A 19,016-nucleotide genomic window follows, 5' to 3' on the forward strand; every position below is an offset into this window, starting at 1 on the left:
CTCAGTAAATGCGTTCCTGCCACGCGTCGGGCGCGAGCCAGGTGATCCGGTCGGGTGACGTGGCGTCGACCGACCCCTGTTCCACTGCAGTGCGTACCGCCTGCTGCATCGATTTCCAGCTATCGGCCGACGCGCCTATCCGCGCGCCGATCCGGTTGTTGTGCGCATCCATCGCGCGGCTCGGGTTGCCTTCGCCGTCGCGTTCCATCACCCGCGTGACCCAGTCGACGCAGCGCGGCGAACTGGTGTACGCGACGATGGCGCTGGCCAGCGAATGCCGGTAGGCGTCGGCCGGACCGTTGCGTCCGCCCGGCAGGCCGCAGCCGAACCAGTAGGCGTAGACCGAAACCAGCACGAACGCCGGGTACGCGCCTAGCAGCACGCCAACGGCCAACAGGCGCGGCATCCAGCGCCTGAACACCGACCTGGCGGGCGACCGGCTCATCCCGCGCGACGCATCGACTCGACGAAACGGTCGAACAGCGGCGCCATGTCGTGCGGGCCGGGGCTCGCTTCCGGGTGGCCCTGGAACGAGAACGCCGGCGCATCGGTCAGTTCGATGCCCTGGTTGGTGCCGTCGAACAGCGAACGATGGGTCACGCGCACGTTGGCCGGCAGCGTGGCCTCGTCGACCGCGAAACCGTGGTTCTGCGAAGTGATCAGCACCCGCCCGCTATCGAGGTCGATGACCGGATGGTTGGCGCCATGGTGGCCGTGCGGCATCTTCATGGTCTGCGCACCGCTGGCCAGGCTCAGCAACTGGTGGCCGAGGCAGATGCCGAAGGTCGGGATCTTCTTCGCGACGAATTCCTTGATCGCCGCGATGGCGTAGTCGCACGGTTCCGGGTCGCCGGGGCCGTTGGACAGGAACACGCCGTGCGGATTCATCGCCAGCGCTTCGGCGGCCGGGGTCTGCGCCGGCACCACGGTCACGTCGCAGCCGCGCTCGGCCAGCATGCGCAGGATGTTGGCCTTCACGCCGTAGTCGTAGGCGACGACCTTGAACTTCGGTTCGGCGCGGGCGAACTCGCCCTTGTCCAGGTCGAGCTGCCCTTCCCGCCACGGGTAAGCCTGGCTCGTGGAGACGACCTTGGCCAGGTCCATGCCCTTCAGGCCGGGGAACTTGCGCGCGGCTTCCAGCGCCTTGTCGACATCGATGTCGGGGCCGGCCATCAGCGCGCCATTCTGCGCACCCTTGTCGCGCAGGATGCGGGTCAGCTTGCGGGTATCGATGCCGGCGATGGCGACGATGCCGCGGGCCAGCAGCCATTCCGGCAGCGACACCTGGCTGCGCCAGTTGCTGGGCCGGCGCGGCACGTCGCGCACGATCAGGCCGGCGCACCAGACCTGGGCCGCTTCGTCGTCCTGGTCGGTGCAACCGGTGTTGCCGATGTGGGGATAGGTCAGGGTGACCAGCTGGCGGGCGTACGACGGGTCGGTCAGGATTTCCTGATAACCGGTCATCGCGGTGTTGAACACCACTTCGCCGACCGAAAGTCCGGTCGCGCCTACGGATTCGCCCTCGAATACGCTGCCGTCTTCGAGCACGAGGATTGCGGGATGGGTCACGGGGCTCGCCTTGGGGTGGAGGAACCCTGTCCCGCCGGTTTGCGGCTGCAAGAAACCGCGGACTCGGTATTTCTCCGGTCCGTGGTGGCGGGTAACAGGCGAGCGGGAATTGTACCGGCAAGGCCGGCCGCGCGCCAGCTTTGGCTACACTCGGAACGACGTCGCCGTACCTCATCCATACCACTGTGAAGCCGCGGCCGTGGGATCGCACCGATCCGGTCGCCGACGCCTCAATCCAGCAGGTCGCGCACCCGGTAGCTGCCGGGCGGCTTGCCCGCCAGCCGCGCGGCGACGTGCAGCGCGCCGCGGGCGAAGATGTCGCGGTTGGTCGCGCGGTGGACCAGTTCGATGCGTTCGCCCAGCCCGGTGAATTGCACCAGGTGTTCGCCGACGATGTCGCCGGCGCGCAGGCTGGCGTAATGCACGGCTGCGCCCGCGGATTCGGCCGCCTGCCCGAGGGTCAGGGCGGTGCCGGAAGGCGCATCCTTTTTCTGCGTGTGGTGCGCTTCGACGATGTCGCAATCCCAACCCGGCAATGCGCTCGCCGCACGCTCGACCAGCTCGGCCAGCACCGCGACGCCGAGGCTGAAGTTCGACGCCCACAGCAGCGGGATCTTCTGCGCCGCACTCCGCATCGCGGCGAGTTGCGCTTCGGACAGGCCGGTGGTGCCGGACACCAGCGCCGTATCGCGCTGCACGCATAGCGCCAGCACGGGATCGAAGGCTTCGGGCAGGCTGAAATCGACCAGCACGTCGAACGCTGGCGCGCCGTTCAATTCGCTGGCGGCGAACTGCGGCACTCCGTCGATCACCCGCTGAGCCGGCTTGCGCGACACCGCGCCGACCACCTCGAAGGTCTCGGGCTGCGCGGCGGCCAGTCGCAGCAAGGCCTGGCCCATGCGTCCGCTGGCGCCGTGGATGAGGATTCGGACGGGGGAAGTCATGTCCGACAGGATACGTGGGAGCGGCCCCGGCGGCGAATGATCTCGCTTGGCTTTGGTAGAGCGGGGCTTCCCCCGCTACTTCTGGCCCTTGTGGCAGATCCCGAGCAGTAGCGGGGCAAGCCCCGCTCTACGGCAAGAGCGTTCGCGCGGCCAAGGCCGCTCCCACGAGGGTTGCTTAGGCCGCCTGCGCCAACCCGGCGATTTCCGCCTTCACCAGCGCGCCCAGCTTCTGCATGCCGGCCTCGATCTTTTCCGCCGGCACGGTGACGAAGGACAGGCGCAGGGTATTGGCCTGCGGATCGTTGGCGAAGAACGGCGCGCCGGGCACGAAGGCGACGTTCTGCTCGATCGCCTTGGCCAGCAACCGGGTCGTGTCGACGCCCTTCGGCAGGGTGACCCAGATGAACATGCCGCCTTCCGGTCGCGTCCACTGCGCTTCGGTGGGGAAATGCCGTTCCAGCGCGTCGAGCATGTAATGGCACTGGCGGCCGTACAGGTCGCGGATGCTCGGGATATGCGTGTCGAGGAAGCCGTCCTTGATCGTTTCGTGGACGATGCGCTGGCTGAACGACGGCGTGTGCAGGTCGGCGGCCTGCTTGGCCTGCACCAGCTTGGAGAACAGCGGTTCCGGCGCGACCACGTAGCCGAGGCGCAGGCCCGGGGCCAGCACCTTGGAGAACGAGCCCATGTAGATGCCCTGCTCCGGGTTCAGCGACAGCAGGCCGGGCAGGTGCTCGCCGTCGTACGACAGTTCGCCGTAGGGATCATCCTCGACCAACGGCACGCCCGCGGCCGCGGCCTTTTCCACCAGCGCCTTGCGCCGCTCCAGCGGCAAGCGGCGGCCGGTCGGGTTCTGGAAATTCGGCAGGCAGTACATGAAGCGCGCGCCGGCCAGCAGTTCCGGCGTCAGTGCATCGGTGTCGATGCCCTGCCCGTCCGACGGCATCGAGGCGAACTTCGGCTGGAACAGCGAAAACGACTGCAGCGCGCCGAGGTAGCTCGGCGTTTCCACCAGCACCTTGCTGCCCTCGTCGACCAGGGTCTTGCCCAACAGGTCCAGGCCTTGCTGCGAGCCGGTGACGATCAACACGCGGCCGGGGCTGACCGGCGCGCCGAGTTTCGCCATGCGTTGCGCTACCCATTCGCGCAACGGCGTGAAACCTTCGGTCGGCCCGTATTGCAGCGCGGCTTGCGGCGCATCGCGCAGCACCTTGTCGGTGGCTTCGCGCATGCGCTCGACCGGGAAGGTCGCCGGCGACGGCAACCCACCGGCGAAGGAAATCACTTCGGGGCGCTCGGTGACCTTGAGGATTTCGCGGATCGCCGAGCTGGTCAGGGCCTGGGCGCGCTTGGACAGGGTGATGTTGGCGTTCATCGGCATAGTTTATCGCCGCGCCACGGTCGCTTCACCCTGCAAAAGGCCGGGCACATGCAGCGGAACGCCGGTTTTCGCAGCCGGAAACACCACTTTGTCCAACCGTCCTCAGGCTGACCCCTCCGACACAAACCGGTGTGGGAGCGACGTCAGTCGCGAATGCCGAAGCTGGGGAACCTACCGTTCGCTTTGTTGGTTGACAACCGGCGTGTCGGTGCCATGGCTTCGATGTTCGCGACTGACGTCGCTCCCACGTCGTGGCTTCCTGCCAGGCAAGCCCGGTATCTGCGGATTATTTATCCGACGGCAGCACGCGGCCGATGCCGCTGCCGTCCACCTCAATCGCCGCGGCCAGCAGCGCGCCGGTTTCGGTATGGCTGTCGAAGCCGAAGCGGAAATGCACCTCGCCCGCCGGCGTGCGCGAGGAGTGCAGCGACGCGATGCTGATCCCATGCCGTTCGAACACGTGCAGCAGCACGCGCAACGAGCCGGGCCGGTCTTCCGGCAGGTGGATACTCAGCGCCTGTGTGTCGGCGAGGTCGGCGAGCAGGTAGCCCAGGCGTTCGTAGTTGTAATTGCCATCAGCCAAAGCGCGCTCCCCCAGCGCAGCGCGGTTGCCGGCAAAGAAACCTTCGCGGAAATCCGTGCGCGCCGCTTCGTCGCCCTGCCCGACCGCGTCGCGCAGTCGCGAAAGTTGTTCGACCAACCTGTCGAGCATGCCGACGACGTAGGGATTGCCGAATTGGATGTCCTCGTAGATCGCCGGGTTCAGCGACAGGATCCGCGACAGGATCGCCGCGTCCATCTCGAAGGCCGCGGTGCGGAACGGCAGCAGGCCTTCCAGGCCACCCAATTCGTCCGCGTATTCGCGGATCACCCCGGCCTGGGCCAGGTGCGCGGCATGCACCATCGCCTGCACCAGGGCCATGACCCGGTCATGTTGCTCGGGCGTGGCCGGCACGCATTGCGCTTCGGTCGCGGCGACGAAGTGTTCGAACCAGCCGCGCCACGCACCCAGCCGCGCTTCGCAGGCCACCATCACCCGGCCCTTCAGCGTCGGCGATTTCGGCGGCGCGGTCATCGGATGCAGGCCGACCACCTCGGCCCGCGACTGCAGCATCGCCGCGACCGCCGGCGACTTGATCGAAGTGACGTCCAGCCACAGCTTGCCGCGCTCGGTGCCGTCGGCGATGCGCACGTATTCGGCGATCAGCGCCGGCGTGCGGCGGATCGGGGCGGAAAACACCAGCACGTCGCTGCGCTCGATCAACTCGCGTTCGCCCGGCGAATCCGCGGCGGCCGGATCGCGCCCCAGCACCTGCAGGCCCATGCGCTCGCGGAAGAACTGCGCCAGCCAGCGTCCGTACGCGCCTTCGCTGCCGACGATGCCGATGACGGGTTTGTATTCGCTCAAAAGACCTGTGCCCGAAAAGAAAAACGCCCGGAAACTCCGGGCGTCATTCTAGGAAACGGAATTGGTTTCAGGTGTCAGGAACCGTCATTCGGGCAGATACACCACCTGCGAGCGCAGGTCGCGCAGGATTTCCCGCATCAGCGCGCGATATCCGGTGTTGTACTCGGCGGTGCAGGTCGGGCCCGGCGTCAGATCCCGCAGGTTGCGCTGCACGCTCAGGCGGTTTCCGTCACGCTGGTACTTCGCGGTGTAGGTCACGTTGTCCCGCTGCAAGGCCACGTCCTTCGGAGTGGCGGCGATGCGAAAACCCGGCGGAAACTCGAGCTCGTAGCTTTCCTCGCTGATCAGGCTGCCGCAATTGCTTTCGCCTGCAGGTGCGTCGGCAACGCCGGAGTTGCCGGCCACTACCGAGGTAATCGGCGCCAGGCTGACGAACCAGGGCTGCACCTGCATGCCGCCCGGCATGGCCAAAAGCTGCGCGACATCGAAGTCGGCTTCCAGGGTGAAATCCTCGGAAGTCGACACCGGGTCCGCGTAGCGGACCGCGCCTGTGGCAGCCAGACCCCTGCCCTGGAAATAGCGCTTTACCAGTTGCTTGGAATCGCTCTCGCCCATGTTTCGGAACTGCTCTCGCATGGCAACCGCCAAACGTCCGGTCAATGCCAGCTGCTGCGAGCCCTTAACCGAGCCGTCCGCGAGGATCTTCACCCGGGTCGTCAGCCGCTGGGTGTCCCGGCCGGCGGTATGCGCCGGTGTCTTCGTGTCCTCGCCGTAACCATGCACGAGGAGCACCCGCTTGCCGGCGTCAGCAGGAGGCAGGCTGCCGAAAGGCACGGTCGACGCAGTCGAATCCAGGTACATGTCCAGCGACGGCACGTAATTGAGCACGTGATTGACCATCGAGGCCACGGGAATGTCAGGCAAAACGTAGGTGTCGCCGGCGTTGACCAGCGCCTGGGTGCTGTCGATGCCCTTGGCCTTGAGCAGCGCCTGCAACAAGGTGGCGTGGTCCTTGCAGTCGCCCATCTTGTTGTTCAGTACGACATCCAGGTCGCGCGGCACCACCGCCCCAAGCCCGATGCAGTTGCCCGCATAGGTGATGTTGCGCGCCACCCATTCGTACAGGCGCTTGGCGATCTCGCGTGGGTCGCCGGCATCGCCGGCCAGTTCGTCCGCCAGCTTGCGGATGCGCGGTGTAGGCTCGGCCTTCGGATCGGCCTTGGCGCCATAGGCCGCTGCGATCTGCCCGTAATCCGAAAAGGTCGAATAAGCGTAGCCGGGATAGCGCGTCGGGTCGAAGACGCTGTCGCGCAGGCTTTCCGGATCGACCGGCTCGCGGTTGCGCCAGGTCCAGGTCACCACCCGCCTGTCTCCGCGAGTCGCCTCGCCCTGCGCCATCTTCCAGCCCTGGAACCGCGAAACCAGCGTCGCCGGCGCGTCCACGGTGACGCGAACATCGCCGTAGTACGTGGCCGGGCTGAAGTTCTCCAGCACCGAGAAGTGCTTTTCGAACATAGGCTGCGAAGCGGTCAGGCGATAGCGGAATACCACCGTATCGCCGACCGCCAGTTCGGGGAACACCACCGTCAGCGTGCTTTGGTCCGAATACACCGGCGAATCCCCGGACTGGCCGGATTGGGCGCTGACCTGGAAGTTCCCCGGCGGCGCCGGCACCTTGCGACCATCGGGCTTCAGCGTATAGGCCTCGGCCACTTCCGCCTTCTGCACGCTGGTGCTGTAGGAAACCGATGCGTCCTTGAGATAGGACAAAGCGGATTCCTTCAATACCTTCGTGGCCGTTTCACGCGATTCGACATAGCGCCCGTCCGCATCGACGGTGTAGTCGATGCGCGTATATTCGATCTGGTAGGGCCGGTCGTCCGCGGCCGCATGGGCGACGCCCATGAACGCGAACGCCAGCGCGAAGACGGGCGCCAACGCCCGCTTGCTCGGAACAATGCCCACGGCAAAACCTCCTGTGTGTCCCCGATGTCCTTCGGACCCGTTGCGGGCCCGACGCCATCGTACACAAGGGCCGGCCATGCCGGCTCAGGAAGTCATCCGATCCCAGAAACCCTTGACCCCGTCGAGGAAGGTCGCCGATTTCGGCGAGTGCTTGCGCGCTTCGTCGCCAACGAAGGTGGCTTCGAACTTCTCCAGCAGCTCGCGCTGCTCGGCGGTCAGGTTGACCGGGGTTTCCACCACGACGCGGCAGAACAGGTCGCCTTCGCTGCGGCTGCGCACCGACTTCACGCCCTTGCCGCGCAGGCGGAACAGCTTGCCGGTCTGGGTTTCGGCCGGAATGCGGATCTCGGCCTCGCCGCCCAGCGTAGGCACGCGCACGGTGTCGCCCAAGGCGGCCTGGGAAATGCGGATCGGCACTTCGCAGTGCAGGTCGTCGCCGTCGCGCTGGAAGATCTCGTGCTCGCGCACGCGCACTTCCACGTACAGGTCGCCCGGTGGCGTGCCCGGGGGTCCGGCCTCGCCTTCGCCCTGCAGGCGGATGCGGTCGCCGTTGTCGACGCCGGCGGGGATCTTCACCGACAAGGCTTTCTCTTCCTCGACGCGGCCGGCGCCGTGGCAGGTCTTGCAGGGATTCCGGATGATCTTGCCGCTGCCATGGCAATGCGGGCAGGTCTGCTGCATGGCGAAAATGCCGCGCTGCATGCGTACCTGGCCGCGGCCGCCGCAGGTGCTGCAGGTTTCGGTCTTGCCGTCTTCCGAACCGCTGCCGTGGCATGGCGCGCAGGCGACCAGGGTCGGGATCTCGATGCGCTTCTCGACGCCGGAAACGGCTTCCTCCAGGTCGAGTTCCATCACGTAGCCGACGTCGGCGCCGCGCCGCGCCTGGCGCGCGCCACCGCCGAAGATGTTGCCGAAGATGTCGCCGAAGATGTCGCCCATGTCGGCCGGACCCGGTCCGCCGCCGCCCATGCCGTGCTCGAATGCGGCGTGCCCGTGCTGGTCGTACATGCGGCGCTTGCCGCCGTCGGACAGCACTTCGTAGGCTTCCTTGCATTCCTTGAACGCGATTTCCGCGGCCTTGTCGCCCGGGTTGCGGTCGGGGTGGAATTTCATCGCGCAGCGACGGTAGGCCTTCTTCAGCTCTTCCTCGCTGGCGTTGCGGGCCACGCCCAGCACTTCGTAGTAGTCGCGCTTGCTCATCGTTGTCGCCGTCGTTCCCCGGTACTGCCAAACACCGACGGGCAGGTTCTGGCCTGCCCGTCGTGGTTACTCATCGCCCGATCACGGACCTCAGGACTTCTTGTCGTCCTTGACTTCGGTGAACTCGGCATCGACCACGTCGTCGCCGCCCGTCGAAGCACCGCCCGGCTGGCCGGCGTCGGCACCCGGCTGCGAACCGGCCGCGGCCGCGGCGTACAGCGACTGGCCGGCCTCTTCCAGCGCCTTGGTCTTGGCCTCGATCTGGCCCTTGTCGTCGGACTTGATCGCGGTCTCCAGCTCGGCGATGGCGCCTTCGACGCGGCCGATCACGTCGCCCGGCACCTTGCTGCCGTGTTCGGTGACCGCGCTGCGGGTGGCGTGGATCAGCGCGTCGGCCTGGTTGCGGGCCTGCACCAGCTCGTGGAACTTCTTGTCCTCGTCGCGGTGCGCTTCCGCGTCCTGCACCATGCGCTGGATTTCCTCGTCGGACAGGCCCGAACCGGCCTTGATCTCGACCTTCTGTTCCTTGTTGGTCTTCTTGTCCTTGGCGCTGACGTGCAGGATGCCGTTGGCGTCGATATCGAACGACACCTCAACCTGCGGCATGCCGCGCGGCGCCGGCTCGATGCCGGTCAGGTCGAACTTGGCCAGCGACTTGTTGTAGCGGGCCTGTTCGCGCTCGCCCTGCAGCACGTGCACGGTCACCGCGGACTGGTTGTCCTCGGCGGTGCTGAAGGTCTGCGAGGCCTTGGTCGGGATGGTGGTGTTCTTCTCGATGATCTTGGTGAACACGCCGCCCAGGGTCTCGATGCCCAGCGACAGCGGGGTCACGTCGAGCAGCAGCACGTCCTTGACGTCGCCGGCCAGCACGCCGCCCTGGATCGCGGCGCCCAGCGCCACGGCCTCGTCGGGATTGACGTCCTTGCGCGGTTCCTTGCCGAAGAACTCGGCCACCGCCTGCTGGACCTTCGGCATGCGGGTCTGGCCGCCGACCAGGATCACCTCGCTGATGTCGCTGGCACGCAGGCCGGCGTCGTTCAGGGCGATGCGGCAGGGCTCGATGCTCTTCTTGATCAGATCGTCGACCAGCGCCTCAAGTTTGGCGCGGGTCAGCTTGATGTTGAGGTGCTTCGGGCCGCTGGCGTCGGCGGTGACGTACGGCAGGTTGACTTCGGTCTGCTGCGAGCTGGACAGCTCGATCTTGGCGCGCTCGGCCGCGTCCTTCAGGCGCTGCAGGGCCAGCGGATCCTTGCGCAGGTCGATGCCCTGCTCCTTCTGGAATTCCTCGACGAGGTAGTCGATGACGCGCTTGTCGAAATCTTCGCCGCCGAGGAAGGTGTCGCCGTTGGTGGCCAGCACTTCGAACTGCTTCTCGCCGTCGACCGAGGCGATCTCGATGATCGACACGTCGAAGGTGCCGCCGCCGAGGTCGTACACGGCGATCTTGCGGTCGCCGCTGCCTTCGCCCTTGTCCAGGCCGTAGGCCAGCGCGGCCGCGGTCGGTTCGTTGATGATGCGCTTGACGTCGAGGCCGGCGATGCGGCCGGCGTCCTTGGTCGCCTGGCGCTGGCTGTCGTTGAAGTAGGCCGGCACGGTGATCACCGCTTCGGTCACGGTCTCGCCGAGGAAGGCTTCGGCGGTCTTCTTCATCTTCTCCAGCACGCGAGCGGAGATTTCCTGCGCCGACAGCTTCTTGCCGTCGGAGGTGGCCACCCAGGCGTCGCCGTTGTCGTGCGCGACGATCGCGTACGGCACCAGGCCGATGTCCTTCTGCACTTCGGCGTCGGTGAACTTGCGGCCGATCAGGCGCTTCACCGCGTAGAAGGTGTTCTTCGGGTTGGTCACCGCCTGGCGCTTGGCGCTGGCGCCGACCAGTACTTCGCCGTCCTTGCTGTAGGCGACGATGGAAGGCGTGGTGCGGTCGCCTTCGGAATTTTCGATGACGCGGGCCTTACCCCCGTCCATGATCGCCACGCACGAGTTGGTCGTGCCGAGGTCGATGCCGATGATCTTGCCCATGTTGCTTGCTCCCTCTGGAATTTGTACCGGCGCGGGCCGGGAATGGGTTCAATGTGGGGCCCGGCGTGGAACATTCAAGCCGGCGCCCGCGACGCCGTTCAGTCCTGCTGCGCGACCACCACCAGCGCGGGGCGCAGCAGGCGATCGTTGAGCACGTAGCCCTTCTGGAACACCTGCACGACCGCGCCCGGCGGCACGTCGGCGTTGGGCACGGCACTGACCGCGTGGTGGCGTTCGGCGTCGAAACTGTCGCCGGCGGCCGGCGCGATTTCGCTGAGGCCGTTGTTCTCGGCGATCTTGTGCAACTGCTTCAGGGTCAGCTCCAGCCCGGCGCGCAGCGGGTCGTCGGCCGGTGCCGCGGCCAGGCCGGCCTCGAGACTGTCGAACAGTGGCAGCAGTTCGCCCAGCAGGCGTTCGTTGGCGAACTTGCGGGCCTGGTCGATGTCGCGGGCCAGGCGCTTGCGCTGGTTCTCCAGGTCAGCGCGTTCCAGCAGGCGCTCGGCGCGCATCTGCTCCAGTTCGCCGCGCAGGCTTTCCAGCTCGGCGTGGAGGGCGTTTTCCTGGTTTTCGGGGGTGTCGATGCCCGGCGCTTCCGGGTGTGGTTCTTGGTGGCTCATTCAGGCTTCCTGGGCGGCTCCCATGCCGCCAGACCGGGAACGGATGGGGTCTATCGTTCCGGATTCAAGGCGGCCCCGAGCGCGTCGGCCGCGGCCTGCACCACCGGGATGACCCGGTCGTAGGCCATCCGTGAGGGGCCGATCACGCCCAGCACGCCCAGCACTTGCTCGCCGGACACATACGGCGCGGTGACCACCGACAAGCCACCCAGCGGGGCCAACCCGGTTTCCTCGCCGATGAAGATGCGCACGCCGGGCGCACTGATCGTGCGCTCCAGCAACTGCAGGATCTCGCGCTTGCGGGCGAAGGCCTCGAACAGCTCGCGCAGCCGGTCCAGGTCCGACAGGTCCTGCACGCCCATCAGCTTGGTCTGCCCGGCCAGGACCATGTCGTCGCCGGGCGGGACCAGCACGTGCTCGGCCAGCTCCAAGGTATGCGCCAGCAGGCCTTCCATCTCGGTCCGGGCCGCGCGCAGCTCGCGCAGCAGGGTGGTACGGATCTCGGCCAGCGGGCGGCCGGCGAAATGCTGGTTCAGGTAGTTGGCGACCCGCTCCAGTTCGCCCGGCTCGTAGGCGCGGCGCGGCTCGATGACCCGGTTCTGCACGTCGTTGTCGGCGAACACCAGGATCGCCAGCACGCGGCGGTTGTCGAGTTGCACGAAGTCGATGTGGCGGAAGGCGAACTGCTCGCGCTTGGGCGCGCTGACCACGCCGACGAAATGGGTCATCGCCGACAGCAGTTCCGAGGCGTTGCCCAGCAGCGCCTGGGTGCCCGAACCGGCAGGCAGCTCGGAACGCAGCCGTGCCACCTCGCTTTCGCCCAGCGGCTGCATCTGCACCAGCGAATCGACGAACACCCGGTAGCCCTGTGCGGTGGGCACGCGGCCGGCCGAGGTATGCGGCGAGGTCAACAGGCCGATGTCCTCGAGGTCGGCGAGGATGTTGCGGATCGTCGCCGGGCTGACATCCAACCCCGCGTGGCGGGCCAGGGTCTGCGAGCCGACCGGCTCGCCCTCGCGGATGTAGCGGGCGATCAGCGTGCGCAGCAGCTGGCGCGCGCGCGGGTCGAGGCGGAGGTTCTGGCCGGGCGAAGGCGAATTCATGGCGGATAGATAGCCCCGGCCGGCGGGGTTTGCAAGCCGACGCAGAGGGCCGGCTCGTTCTTCTTCCCCCTTTGCAAAAGGGGGATTGAGGGGGATTTGCTTTTTGGCGGTGAAGCAAAAGCAAGAGCAAATCCCCCGTAGCCCCCTTTTCAAAAGGGGGCAAGGCAAAAGCGCTGCTCGCCCGTCCCGGTTTTTGCGACCCGCGCCGCTACAATGCCGCCCCATGCTCAAACGCCTGACCTTGCAGGATTTCGCCGTGGTCCGCGCGGCCGAACTCGAATTCGGCCCCGGCATGACCGTCATTTCCGGGGAAACCGGGGCCGGCAAGTCGTTGCTGGTCGATGCCCTGGGTTTCCTTTCCGGCTTGCGCGCCGACAGCGGCGTGGTCCGCCACGGCGCCGAACGCGCGGAGCTGTCGGCCGAATTCGCCCTGGACGAAGGCGCTCCGGCGTTGGCCTGGCTGCGCGACAACGAACTGGACGAGGACAACGAAGCCCTGCTGCGCCGGGTGATCCGCGCCGACGGCGGTTCGCGGGCGTGGATCAACGGCCGCACCGTGACCCTAGCGCAGCTGACCGAACTGGCCGCGCTGCTGGTCGAAATCCACGGCCAGCACGAACACCAGGCCCTGCTCTCCCGCGCCAGCCAGCTGGCCCTGCTCGACAACTTCGCCGCCAACCAGGCCGAACGCGACGCCGTGGCCGCCGCCGCCGCGCACTGGAGCCGGTTGCTGGGCGAACGCGAGGCGCTGTCGCAACAGGGCGACGCTTCCGAGCGCATTCCCTACCTCGAGCACCAGTTGGCGGAACTGGAACGCGAAGACCTCGCGCCCGATTCGATCGCCGCGTTGAACGCCGACCACCGCCGCCAGGCCCATGCCGCCGGCCTGATCGACGCCTGCAACGCCGCATTCGCCCGCCTGTCCGGCGACGACGAGGCTTCCCCCGGGCAGGCGCTGCAGCAGGTCCGCGCGGCATTGGTGCGGGTGCTGGAACACGAGCCGCGCCTGCGCGAGGTCGACGGGCTGCTCGAAGGCGCGCAGGTGCAGTTGGACGAAGCGCTGGCCCAGCTCGACCGCATCCGCGACGACCTCGACGCCGACCCGGTGAAGTTCGAACAGATGGAACGCCGCCTCGGCCGCCTGCACGACCTGGCCCGCAAGCACCGGATCGCCCCGGAACAACTGGGCGAGCAACGCGACGCGATTTCCAGCGAACTCGACGCGTTGCGCGGTGCCGGCGAACGCCTGCGCAAACTCGACGGCGAAATCGATGCCGCACGCAGCGCCTGGCGCGAGGCCGCCGCGGCGCTGGGCAAGCGCCGCAAGGCCGCAGCGAAAGCGCTGTCCACGGCCACCAGCGCCCTGATCGGCGAGCTGGGCATGGGCGGGGGAACGTTCGAGGTGGAGATCGAGCCGAACGAAACCGAGCGCCCCGACCCGCAGGGCGCCGAACGGGTCGAATTCCTCGTTGCCGCCAACGTCGGCCAGCCGCCGCGCGCACTGCGCAAGGTCGCTTCCGGCGGAGAGCTGTCGCGCGTGTCGCTGGCGATCGAAGTCGCCGCGCTGGGCTCGGACGCGGTGGCGACGATGGTGTTCGACGAAGTCGATTCCGGCATCGGCGGCGCGGTCGCCGAGATCGTCGGGCAGAAATTGCGGGCGCTGGGTTCGCAGCGACAGGTGCTGTGCGTGACCCACCTGCCGCAAGTCGCGGCGCAAGGCCATGCGCATTACCGGGTCAGCAAGGCGCCGGTCGAAGGCATGACCCAGAGCGCGGTCGAAGCGCTGTCGCCGAAGCAGCGCGAAGAGGAACTGGCGCGGATGCTGGGCGGCGTGGAGGTCAGCCGCGAAGCGCGTGCGGCGGCGAAGCGCCTGCTGGCCGACGCGGGCTGACCCACATTGTGGGAGCGACGTAAGTCGCGAACCCGGAGTCAATGACCTTCACGGAGCCACGGCAGAATCCCGAAGCTTCGCCCCCCCGTGTGTCGCGGCAGCCCGCAGTCCGTCGCTTCGAAATCGCGACTTACGTCGCTCCCACAGGTCAGCGCTTCTTGCGCACGTACAGCACCAGCGCGTGCTCCTCGATCTCGTAGCCGTGCTGCGCGGCGATCTTGCGCTGCAGGGCCTCGATTTCGTCGCTGGAGAACTCGATCACCTTGCCGGTGTCGATATCGACCATGTGGTCGTGGTGTTCGCCGCGGTCCAGTTCGTACACCGCCTGGCCGCCCTCGAAGTTGTGCTTCAGCACCAGCCCCGCGGCCTCGAACTGGGTCAGCACCCGGTACACCGTGGCCAGGCCGATCTCGTCGCCGTGATCGAGCAGGTGCCGGTAGATGTCCTCGGCGGTCATGTGTCGCGGCTTGCTGTTTTCCAGCAGTTCCAGGATGCGCATCCGCGGGTGCGTGACCTTCAACCCTGCCTTGCGTAGCTCCTGAGATTCCATCGTCTGCTCCGTTCATTGGCGGTTTAGCGCCAGCTGCCTGTACGGGGTTGCGGCGAAGGCCGGGAGTGTATCATCGCGGGGTCTTTCACCCCTGTCCTCCGCATGCACCCGATCCTGCGCAATGCCCTGCTGGTCTCCATCGTCGCCTTCGCCACCGCCGGCTGCGGCATCCTGTACCGGCAGCCGATCTACCAGGGCAACCTGATCGAGAAGAGCGCGGTCGACCAGCTCGCGGTGGGCCAGAGCAAACAGCAGGTGCTGGCACTGCTGGGTTCGCCCTCCATCGCCGACCCCTTCCACGCGCAGCGCTGGGACTACACCGCCAGCGAGCGGGTCAAGCGGGTCGGCAAGACCGAGGTCAAGAACCTGACCGTGTACTTCGAGAACGACGCGGTGGTGAAGTGGGAAGGCGAGTACTTCCCGGAACAGGACCTGGAACTGGCATCGAACGCCAATCGCCGTTTTGGCAACAACCTGGCGAAAGACAAAGACAAGAACAAGCGCGGCCGCTGAGCGCGCTTTCCGCAAGGCGGGCAATGCCCGCCTTAGTTTTTTCCGGCCCGCCGCCGACGCGCTTCCTTCGGATCCACCTGCAAGGCGCGCAGCAATTCCACGCGGTCGCCGTCGCGCAACGGCGTCGCCGCCTCGGCTGACACGCCGAACACCGCATAACCGGCGATCGCTTCCCCCGCGGCCAGCCTTGCCGCGGCAACCGCGTCGGCGATTCTCGCCCCTTCGGGGAGTTCGACCGTTCGGGCCTCGAACCGCCCCGGCCACGCCTGGATCACTTCGACCTTCAACGGTGCCCGCCGTCGGCGACGCGGACGAAGTCGTCGACCATGCGGTCGGCCAGGCCCTGGAAACCCAGGGCGAAGGCCGGCCCCAGCAAGCGATTGGTCGGTTCGAATTCCAGGGTCAGGGTGACCTTGCACGCCGACTCGTCCAGCGCGTGGAAATCCCAGCGTCCGTGCAGCTTGCGGAACGGGCCGTCGCGTAGGTTCATCTCGATGCGATGCGGGCGTTCCAACCGGTTTTCGGTGGTGAACCAGGTCCGCAGCGAGCCCAGGCCCAGGTCCAGCCGTGCGACCAGCCGGTCTTCCGACGATTCGACGATCTCCGCGCTTTCGCACCAGTCGAAGCGGCGCGGGTACGCGGCCACGTCGTTGACCAGATCGAACATGCGCGTGGCGGAGTGTTCGACCAGGGCGCTGCGGCGGATGGATTGCATGCGGGATTTCTTGCTGTGTGCCGGGTTCGCGGCTTCCGGGGGCGCCTGCCTGCTATGCGACAATGCCCACATGGCCAAGAAGTCGGACAAGGATAAAACAAACGGCACCGGGACGATCGCGCTGAACAAACGCGCGCGCCACGATTACCACCTCGAGCAGCGCTACGAGGCGGGCATGGCCCTGCAGGGCTGGGAGCTGAAGGCGATCCGCGCCGGCCGCGCCAACATCGGCGAAAGCTATGCGGTGGTGCGCAAGGGCGAGATCTTCCTGTTCGGCGCGCAGATTACCCCGCTGATCCAGGCCTCGACCCATGTCGTCGCCGACGACCGCCGCACCCGCAAGCTGCTGCTGCACAAGCGCGAGATCGATACCCTGATCGGCAAGGTGGAACGCGACGGCTACACCCTGATCCCGACCGCGCTGTACTGGAAAGGCAGCAAAGTGAAGGCCGAACTGGCGCTGGCCAAGGGCAAGCAGGCCCACGACAAGCGCGAAGCCAGCAAGGAACGCGACTGGCAGCGCGAGAAACAGCGGGCCATGCGCCGGCACAACCGCGACGCGTGACCTAACTCGCGGGAGCGACCTTGGTCGCGAATGCTTCTGCTTTTCCAGTGTCGTAGGGTGGGCACGCTTTTGGTGCCCACCTTCACCGTCGCCGCAATGGTGGGCACGAAAAACGTGCCCACCCTACCTTCTTCAATCGCTGCTGCGCGCCCGGGCGAAGGCCGCGGCGAGCGCATTGTTTGCCGGCGGTTGCTTCTGCGCGAACGGCTTGCCGCCCTGCCCGCGCGGGCCACCGCGATCGCGGGAAGCATCGTTGCGTTCCTCGCGCTTCGCTGGCGCAGGCACATCCTCCAAGCGCCGGGTCAATGCGATCCGCTTGCGCGCCACGTCCACTTCCAGCACGCGCACCTTGACGATATCGCCGGCCTTGACCACTTCGCGGGGATCCTTGACGAACTTGTCGCTCAGCGCCGAGATGTGGATCAACCCATCCTGGTGTACGCCGATATCGACGAACGCGCCGAACGCGGCGACGTTGCTGACCACGCCTTCGAGGATCATGCCCTCGTGCAGGTCCTTGATGTCCTCGACGCCGTCGGCGAACTTCGCCGCCTTGAATTCCGGACGCGGGTCGCGGCCGGGCTTTTCCAGTTCCTTGAGGATGTCGCGCACGGTCGGCACGCCGAACTTCTCGTCGGTGAACTGCTCGGCCTTCAGCGAACGCAGGAACGCGCTGTCGCCGATGATCTGCTTCACCTGCCGCCCACCGGCGGCGAGGATGCGTTCGACCACCGGATAGGCTTCCGGATGCACCGACGACGCGTCCAGCGGCTCGTCGCCGTCGGCGATGCGCAGGAAGCCAGCGCACTGCTCGAAGGTCTTTTCGCCGAGGCGCGGTACCTTCAGCAGGTCCTTGCGCTTCTTGAACGGACCGTTGGCGTCGCGGTGCACGACGATGTTCTCGGCCACTGCCGAGGACAGGCCGGAAACGCGCGACAACAGCGCCGCCGACGCGGTGTTCACGTACACGCCGACCGCGTTGACGCAGTCCTCGACCTTCGCGTCCAGCGCCTTGGCCAGGCGGTACTGGTCGACGTCGTGCTGGTACTGGCCGACGCCGATCGCCTTCGGTTCGATCTTGACCAGTTCGGCCAGCGGATCCTGCAGCCTGCGTGCGATGGAAACCGCGCCGCGCAGGGACACGTCGAGGCCGGGGAATTCCTTCGCCGCGAATTCGGAAGCCGAGTACACCGACGCGCCGGCTTCGCTGACCACGATCTTCTGCATCTTCAGCTCGGGAACGAGCTTGAGCAGGTCGCCGGCCAGCTTGTCGGTCTCGCGGCTGGCAGTGCCGTTGCCGATGGAAACCAGCTGCACCTGGTGTTTCAGGCACAGCGCACGCAAGACGTGCAGCGACGGGTCCCACTGGCGCTTGGGCTCGTGCGGATAGATCGTCGCGGTATCGACCAGCTTGCCGGTCGCATCCACCACGGCCACCTTCACCCCGGTGCGCAGGCCCGGATCGAGGCCGAGCACCGCTTTCGGCCCGGCCGGTGCGGCCAACAACAGATCCTTGAGGTTGTCGCCGAACACCGCGATGGCCTCGGCCTCGGCTTTCTCGCGCGCCTGCGCGAACAGGTCGAGCATCAGGTGCAGGTGCAGCTTCGCCTTCCACGCCAAGCGGCAGCTGTCGAGCAACCACTTGTCGGCCGCCCTGCCCTGCGCCTTGACGCCGGCGTGCGCGGCGACGCGGCCTTCGGCCTGCAGGTGGCCGGCTTCGGCGTCGCTGCCCGGCTCCAGGTCGAGGAACAGCACTTCCTCGCGGCGCGCGCGGAACAGCGCCAGCAACCGGTGCGAGGGAATCTTCGCCAGGTTCTCGGCATGGTCGAAGTAGTCGCGGTACTTGGCCCCGGCTTCCTCCTTGCCTGGCGCGACGCGCGCGCGGATCACGCCGACGTCGTTCATCCAGTTGCGCAACTCGCCGACCAGTGCGGCGTCTTCGCCCCAGCGCTCCATCAGGATCGCGCGCGCGCCGTCCAGTGCGGCCTTGGCGTCGGCCACGCCCTTTTCGGCGTCGACGAAGGCCGCGGCGAATTCCTCCGGCACCCGCGTCGGGTCGGCAAGCAGGCCGTCGGCCAGCGGCTCCAGGCCGGCCTCGCGGGCGATCTGCGCCTTGGTGCGGCGCTTGGGCTTGTACGGCAGGTACAGGTCCTCGAGGCGCGACTTGCTGTCGGCCGCTTCGATCTCCGCCCGCAGCTCGTCGCTCAGCTTGCCCTGCTCGTCGATGCTGGCCAGCACCGCGGCACGGCGTTCTTCCAGTTCGCGCAGGTAGGTCAGCCGTGTCTCGAGGTTGCGCAACTGGGTGTCGTCGAGGCCACCGGTGACTTCCTTGCGGTAGCGGGCGATGAACGGAACGGTCGCACCTTCATCGAGCAGGGCGATGGCGGCCTTGGCCTGCGCGGTCTGCGCGCCGATTTCGGCGGCAATGGTAGCGGCGATGTGCTGGTCGAGCTTCGGGTTGCGGTCCTGCATTGCGTATTCGCGTGGCGCTTTCGTCGTTGCGGAAGGCCGATTGTCGCAAGCGTCGCAGCGCAAGTGGAGCCTTGACATGAGTGGCCAGCTCGCATCCGGGCTTG

17 protein-coding genes are annotated in these 19,016 nt (G+C 67.1%); 3 read left to right on the top strand and 14 right to left on the bottom strand.

All coding sequences use genetic code 11. From position 1 onward, the window contains the following. Position 1 precedes the first annotated feature (1 nt). The 10 genes from J5837_RS13745 to hrcA form a co-directional block, all read right to left on the bottom strand. Positions 2 to 406, bottom strand: a complete 405-nt coding sequence (locus J5837_RS13745; protein WP_425504848.1) for a DUF6973 domain-containing protein — start codon at positions 404 to 406, stop codon at positions 2 to 4. Positions 407 to 441: 35 nt separating this feature from the next. Beyond that, a complete protein-coding gene (gene carA, locus J5837_RS13750; protein ID WP_210537332.1) occupies positions 442 to 1,569 on the bottom strand; it encodes a glutamine-hydrolyzing carbamoyl-phosphate synthase small subunit in 1,128 nt (375 codons plus the stop codon). 230 nt (positions 1,570 to 1,799) lie between these two features. Then, positions 1,800 to 2,513 carry a 4-hydroxy-tetrahydrodipicolinate reductase gene (gene dapB, locus J5837_RS13755; protein ID WP_210537333.1) on the bottom strand — a complete coding sequence of 238 codons (714 nt, stop codon included), beginning with the start codon at positions 2,511 to 2,513 and terminating at the stop codon, positions 1,800 to 1,802. A 175-nt stretch (positions 2,514 to 2,688) separates the two neighbouring features. Further along, on the bottom strand, positions 2,689 to 3,888 hold the full coding sequence (locus J5837_RS13760) for an aminotransferase-like domain-containing protein (RefSeq protein ID WP_210537334.1): 1,200 nt from the start codon (positions 3,886 to 3,888) through the stop codon (positions 2,689 to 2,691). Between the two features lie 292 nt (positions 3,889 to 4,180). Further along, positions 4,181 to 5,302, bottom strand: a complete 1,122-nt coding sequence (locus tag J5837_RS13765; RefSeq protein WP_210537335.1) for a prephenate dehydrogenase — start codon at positions 5,300 to 5,302, stop codon at positions 4,181 to 4,183. A gap of 84 nt (positions 5,303 to 5,386) precedes the next feature. Next, positions 5,387 to 7,267 (bottom strand): DUF3857 domain-containing protein, encoded by a 1,881-nt coding sequence (locus tag J5837_RS13770; RefSeq protein ID WP_210537336.1) that lies wholly within the window; start codon positions 7,265 to 7,267, stop codon positions 5,387 to 5,389. A gap of 84 nt (positions 7,268 to 7,351) precedes the next feature. Then, positions 7,352 to 8,467, bottom strand: a complete 1,116-nt coding sequence (dnaJ, locus tag J5837_RS13775; protein WP_210537337.1) for a molecular chaperone DnaJ — start codon at positions 8,465 to 8,467, stop codon at positions 7,352 to 7,354. A gap of 90 nt (positions 8,468 to 8,557) precedes the next feature. Continuing rightward, positions 8,558 to 10,486, bottom strand: a complete 1,929-nt coding sequence (dnaK, locus tag J5837_RS13780) for a molecular chaperone DnaK (RefSeq protein ID WP_210537338.1) — start codon at positions 10,484 to 10,486, stop codon at positions 8,558 to 8,560. Positions 10,487 to 10,584: 98 nt separating this feature from the next. After that, a complete protein-coding gene (gene grpE, locus J5837_RS13785) occupies positions 10,585 to 11,103 on the bottom strand; it encodes a nucleotide exchange factor GrpE (RefSeq protein ID WP_210537339.1) in 519 nt (172 codons plus the stop codon). A 50-nt stretch (positions 11,104 to 11,153) separates the two neighbouring features. Beyond that, positions 11,154 to 12,206 (bottom strand): heat-inducible transcriptional repressor HrcA, encoded by a 1,053-nt coding sequence (hrcA, locus tag J5837_RS13790; RefSeq protein WP_210537340.1) that lies wholly within the window; start codon positions 12,204 to 12,206, stop codon positions 11,154 to 11,156. Between the two features lie 223 nt (positions 12,207 to 12,429). Between hrcA and recN the strand changes: the two genes are divergently transcribed. Beyond that, on the top strand, positions 12,430 to 14,097 hold the full coding sequence (recN, locus tag J5837_RS13795; protein ID WP_210537341.1) for a DNA repair protein RecN: 1,668 nt from the start codon (positions 12,430 to 12,432) through the stop codon (positions 14,095 to 14,097). A gap of 148 nt (positions 14,098 to 14,245) precedes the next feature. On the opposite strand, the gene fur is transcribed toward recN, so the two are convergent. Continuing rightward, complete coding sequence (gene fur, locus J5837_RS13800) at positions 14,246 to 14,647, bottom strand: ferric iron uptake transcriptional regulator (RefSeq protein WP_210537342.1); 402 nt, start codon at positions 14,645 to 14,647, stop codon at positions 14,246 to 14,248. Between the two features lie 114 nt (positions 14,648 to 14,761). Here fur and J5837_RS13805 point away from each other — a divergent pair, with 114 nt between their 5' ends. Beyond that, a complete protein-coding gene (locus tag J5837_RS13805) occupies positions 14,762 to 15,160 on the top strand; it encodes an outer membrane protein assembly factor BamE (protein WP_210537579.1) in 399 nt (132 codons plus the stop codon). 32 nt (positions 15,161 to 15,192) lie between these two features. Here the strand turns inward: J5837_RS13805 and J5837_RS13810 are convergent, their stop codons facing one another. Both J5837_RS13810 and J5837_RS13815 read right to left on the bottom strand, forming a co-directional pair. Beyond that, entirely contained in the window at positions 15,193 to 15,447 is a 255-nt protein-coding gene (locus tag J5837_RS13810; RefSeq protein ID WP_210537343.1) for an RnfH family protein, read from the bottom strand. Further along, positions 15,444 to 15,875, bottom strand: coding sequence for a type II toxin-antitoxin system RatA family toxin (locus tag J5837_RS13815; protein ID WP_210537344.1), 432 nt, complete (start codon positions 15,873 to 15,875; stop codon positions 15,444 to 15,446). Before J5837_RS13815 ends, J5837_RS13810 begins: the two co-directional genes overlap by 4 nt. A 70-nt stretch (positions 15,876 to 15,945) precedes the next feature. On the opposite strand from J5837_RS13815, the gene smpB reads away from it, so the two are divergent. Continuing rightward, positions 15,946 to 16,440 (top strand): SsrA-binding protein SmpB, encoded by a 495-nt coding sequence (gene smpB / locus J5837_RS13820; protein WP_210537345.1) that lies wholly within the window; start codon positions 15,946 to 15,948, stop codon positions 16,438 to 16,440. Between the two features lie 132 nt (positions 16,441 to 16,572). Here the strand turns inward: smpB and J5837_RS13825 are convergent, their stop codons facing one another. Then, the gene (locus tag J5837_RS13825; RefSeq protein ID WP_210537346.1) at positions 16,573 to 18,912 is read right to left on the bottom strand and encodes a Tex family protein; all 2,340 of its coding nucleotides are present in this window, start codon (positions 18,910 to 18,912) and stop codon (positions 16,573 to 16,575) included. Positions 18,913 to 19,016 lie beyond the last annotated feature (104 nt).

This window comes from Pseudoxanthomonas helianthi, from assembly GCF_017939625.1.
Lineage (GTDB): Bacteria > Pseudomonadota > Gammaproteobacteria > Xanthomonadales > Xanthomonadaceae > Pseudoxanthomonas_A > Pseudoxanthomonas_A helianthi.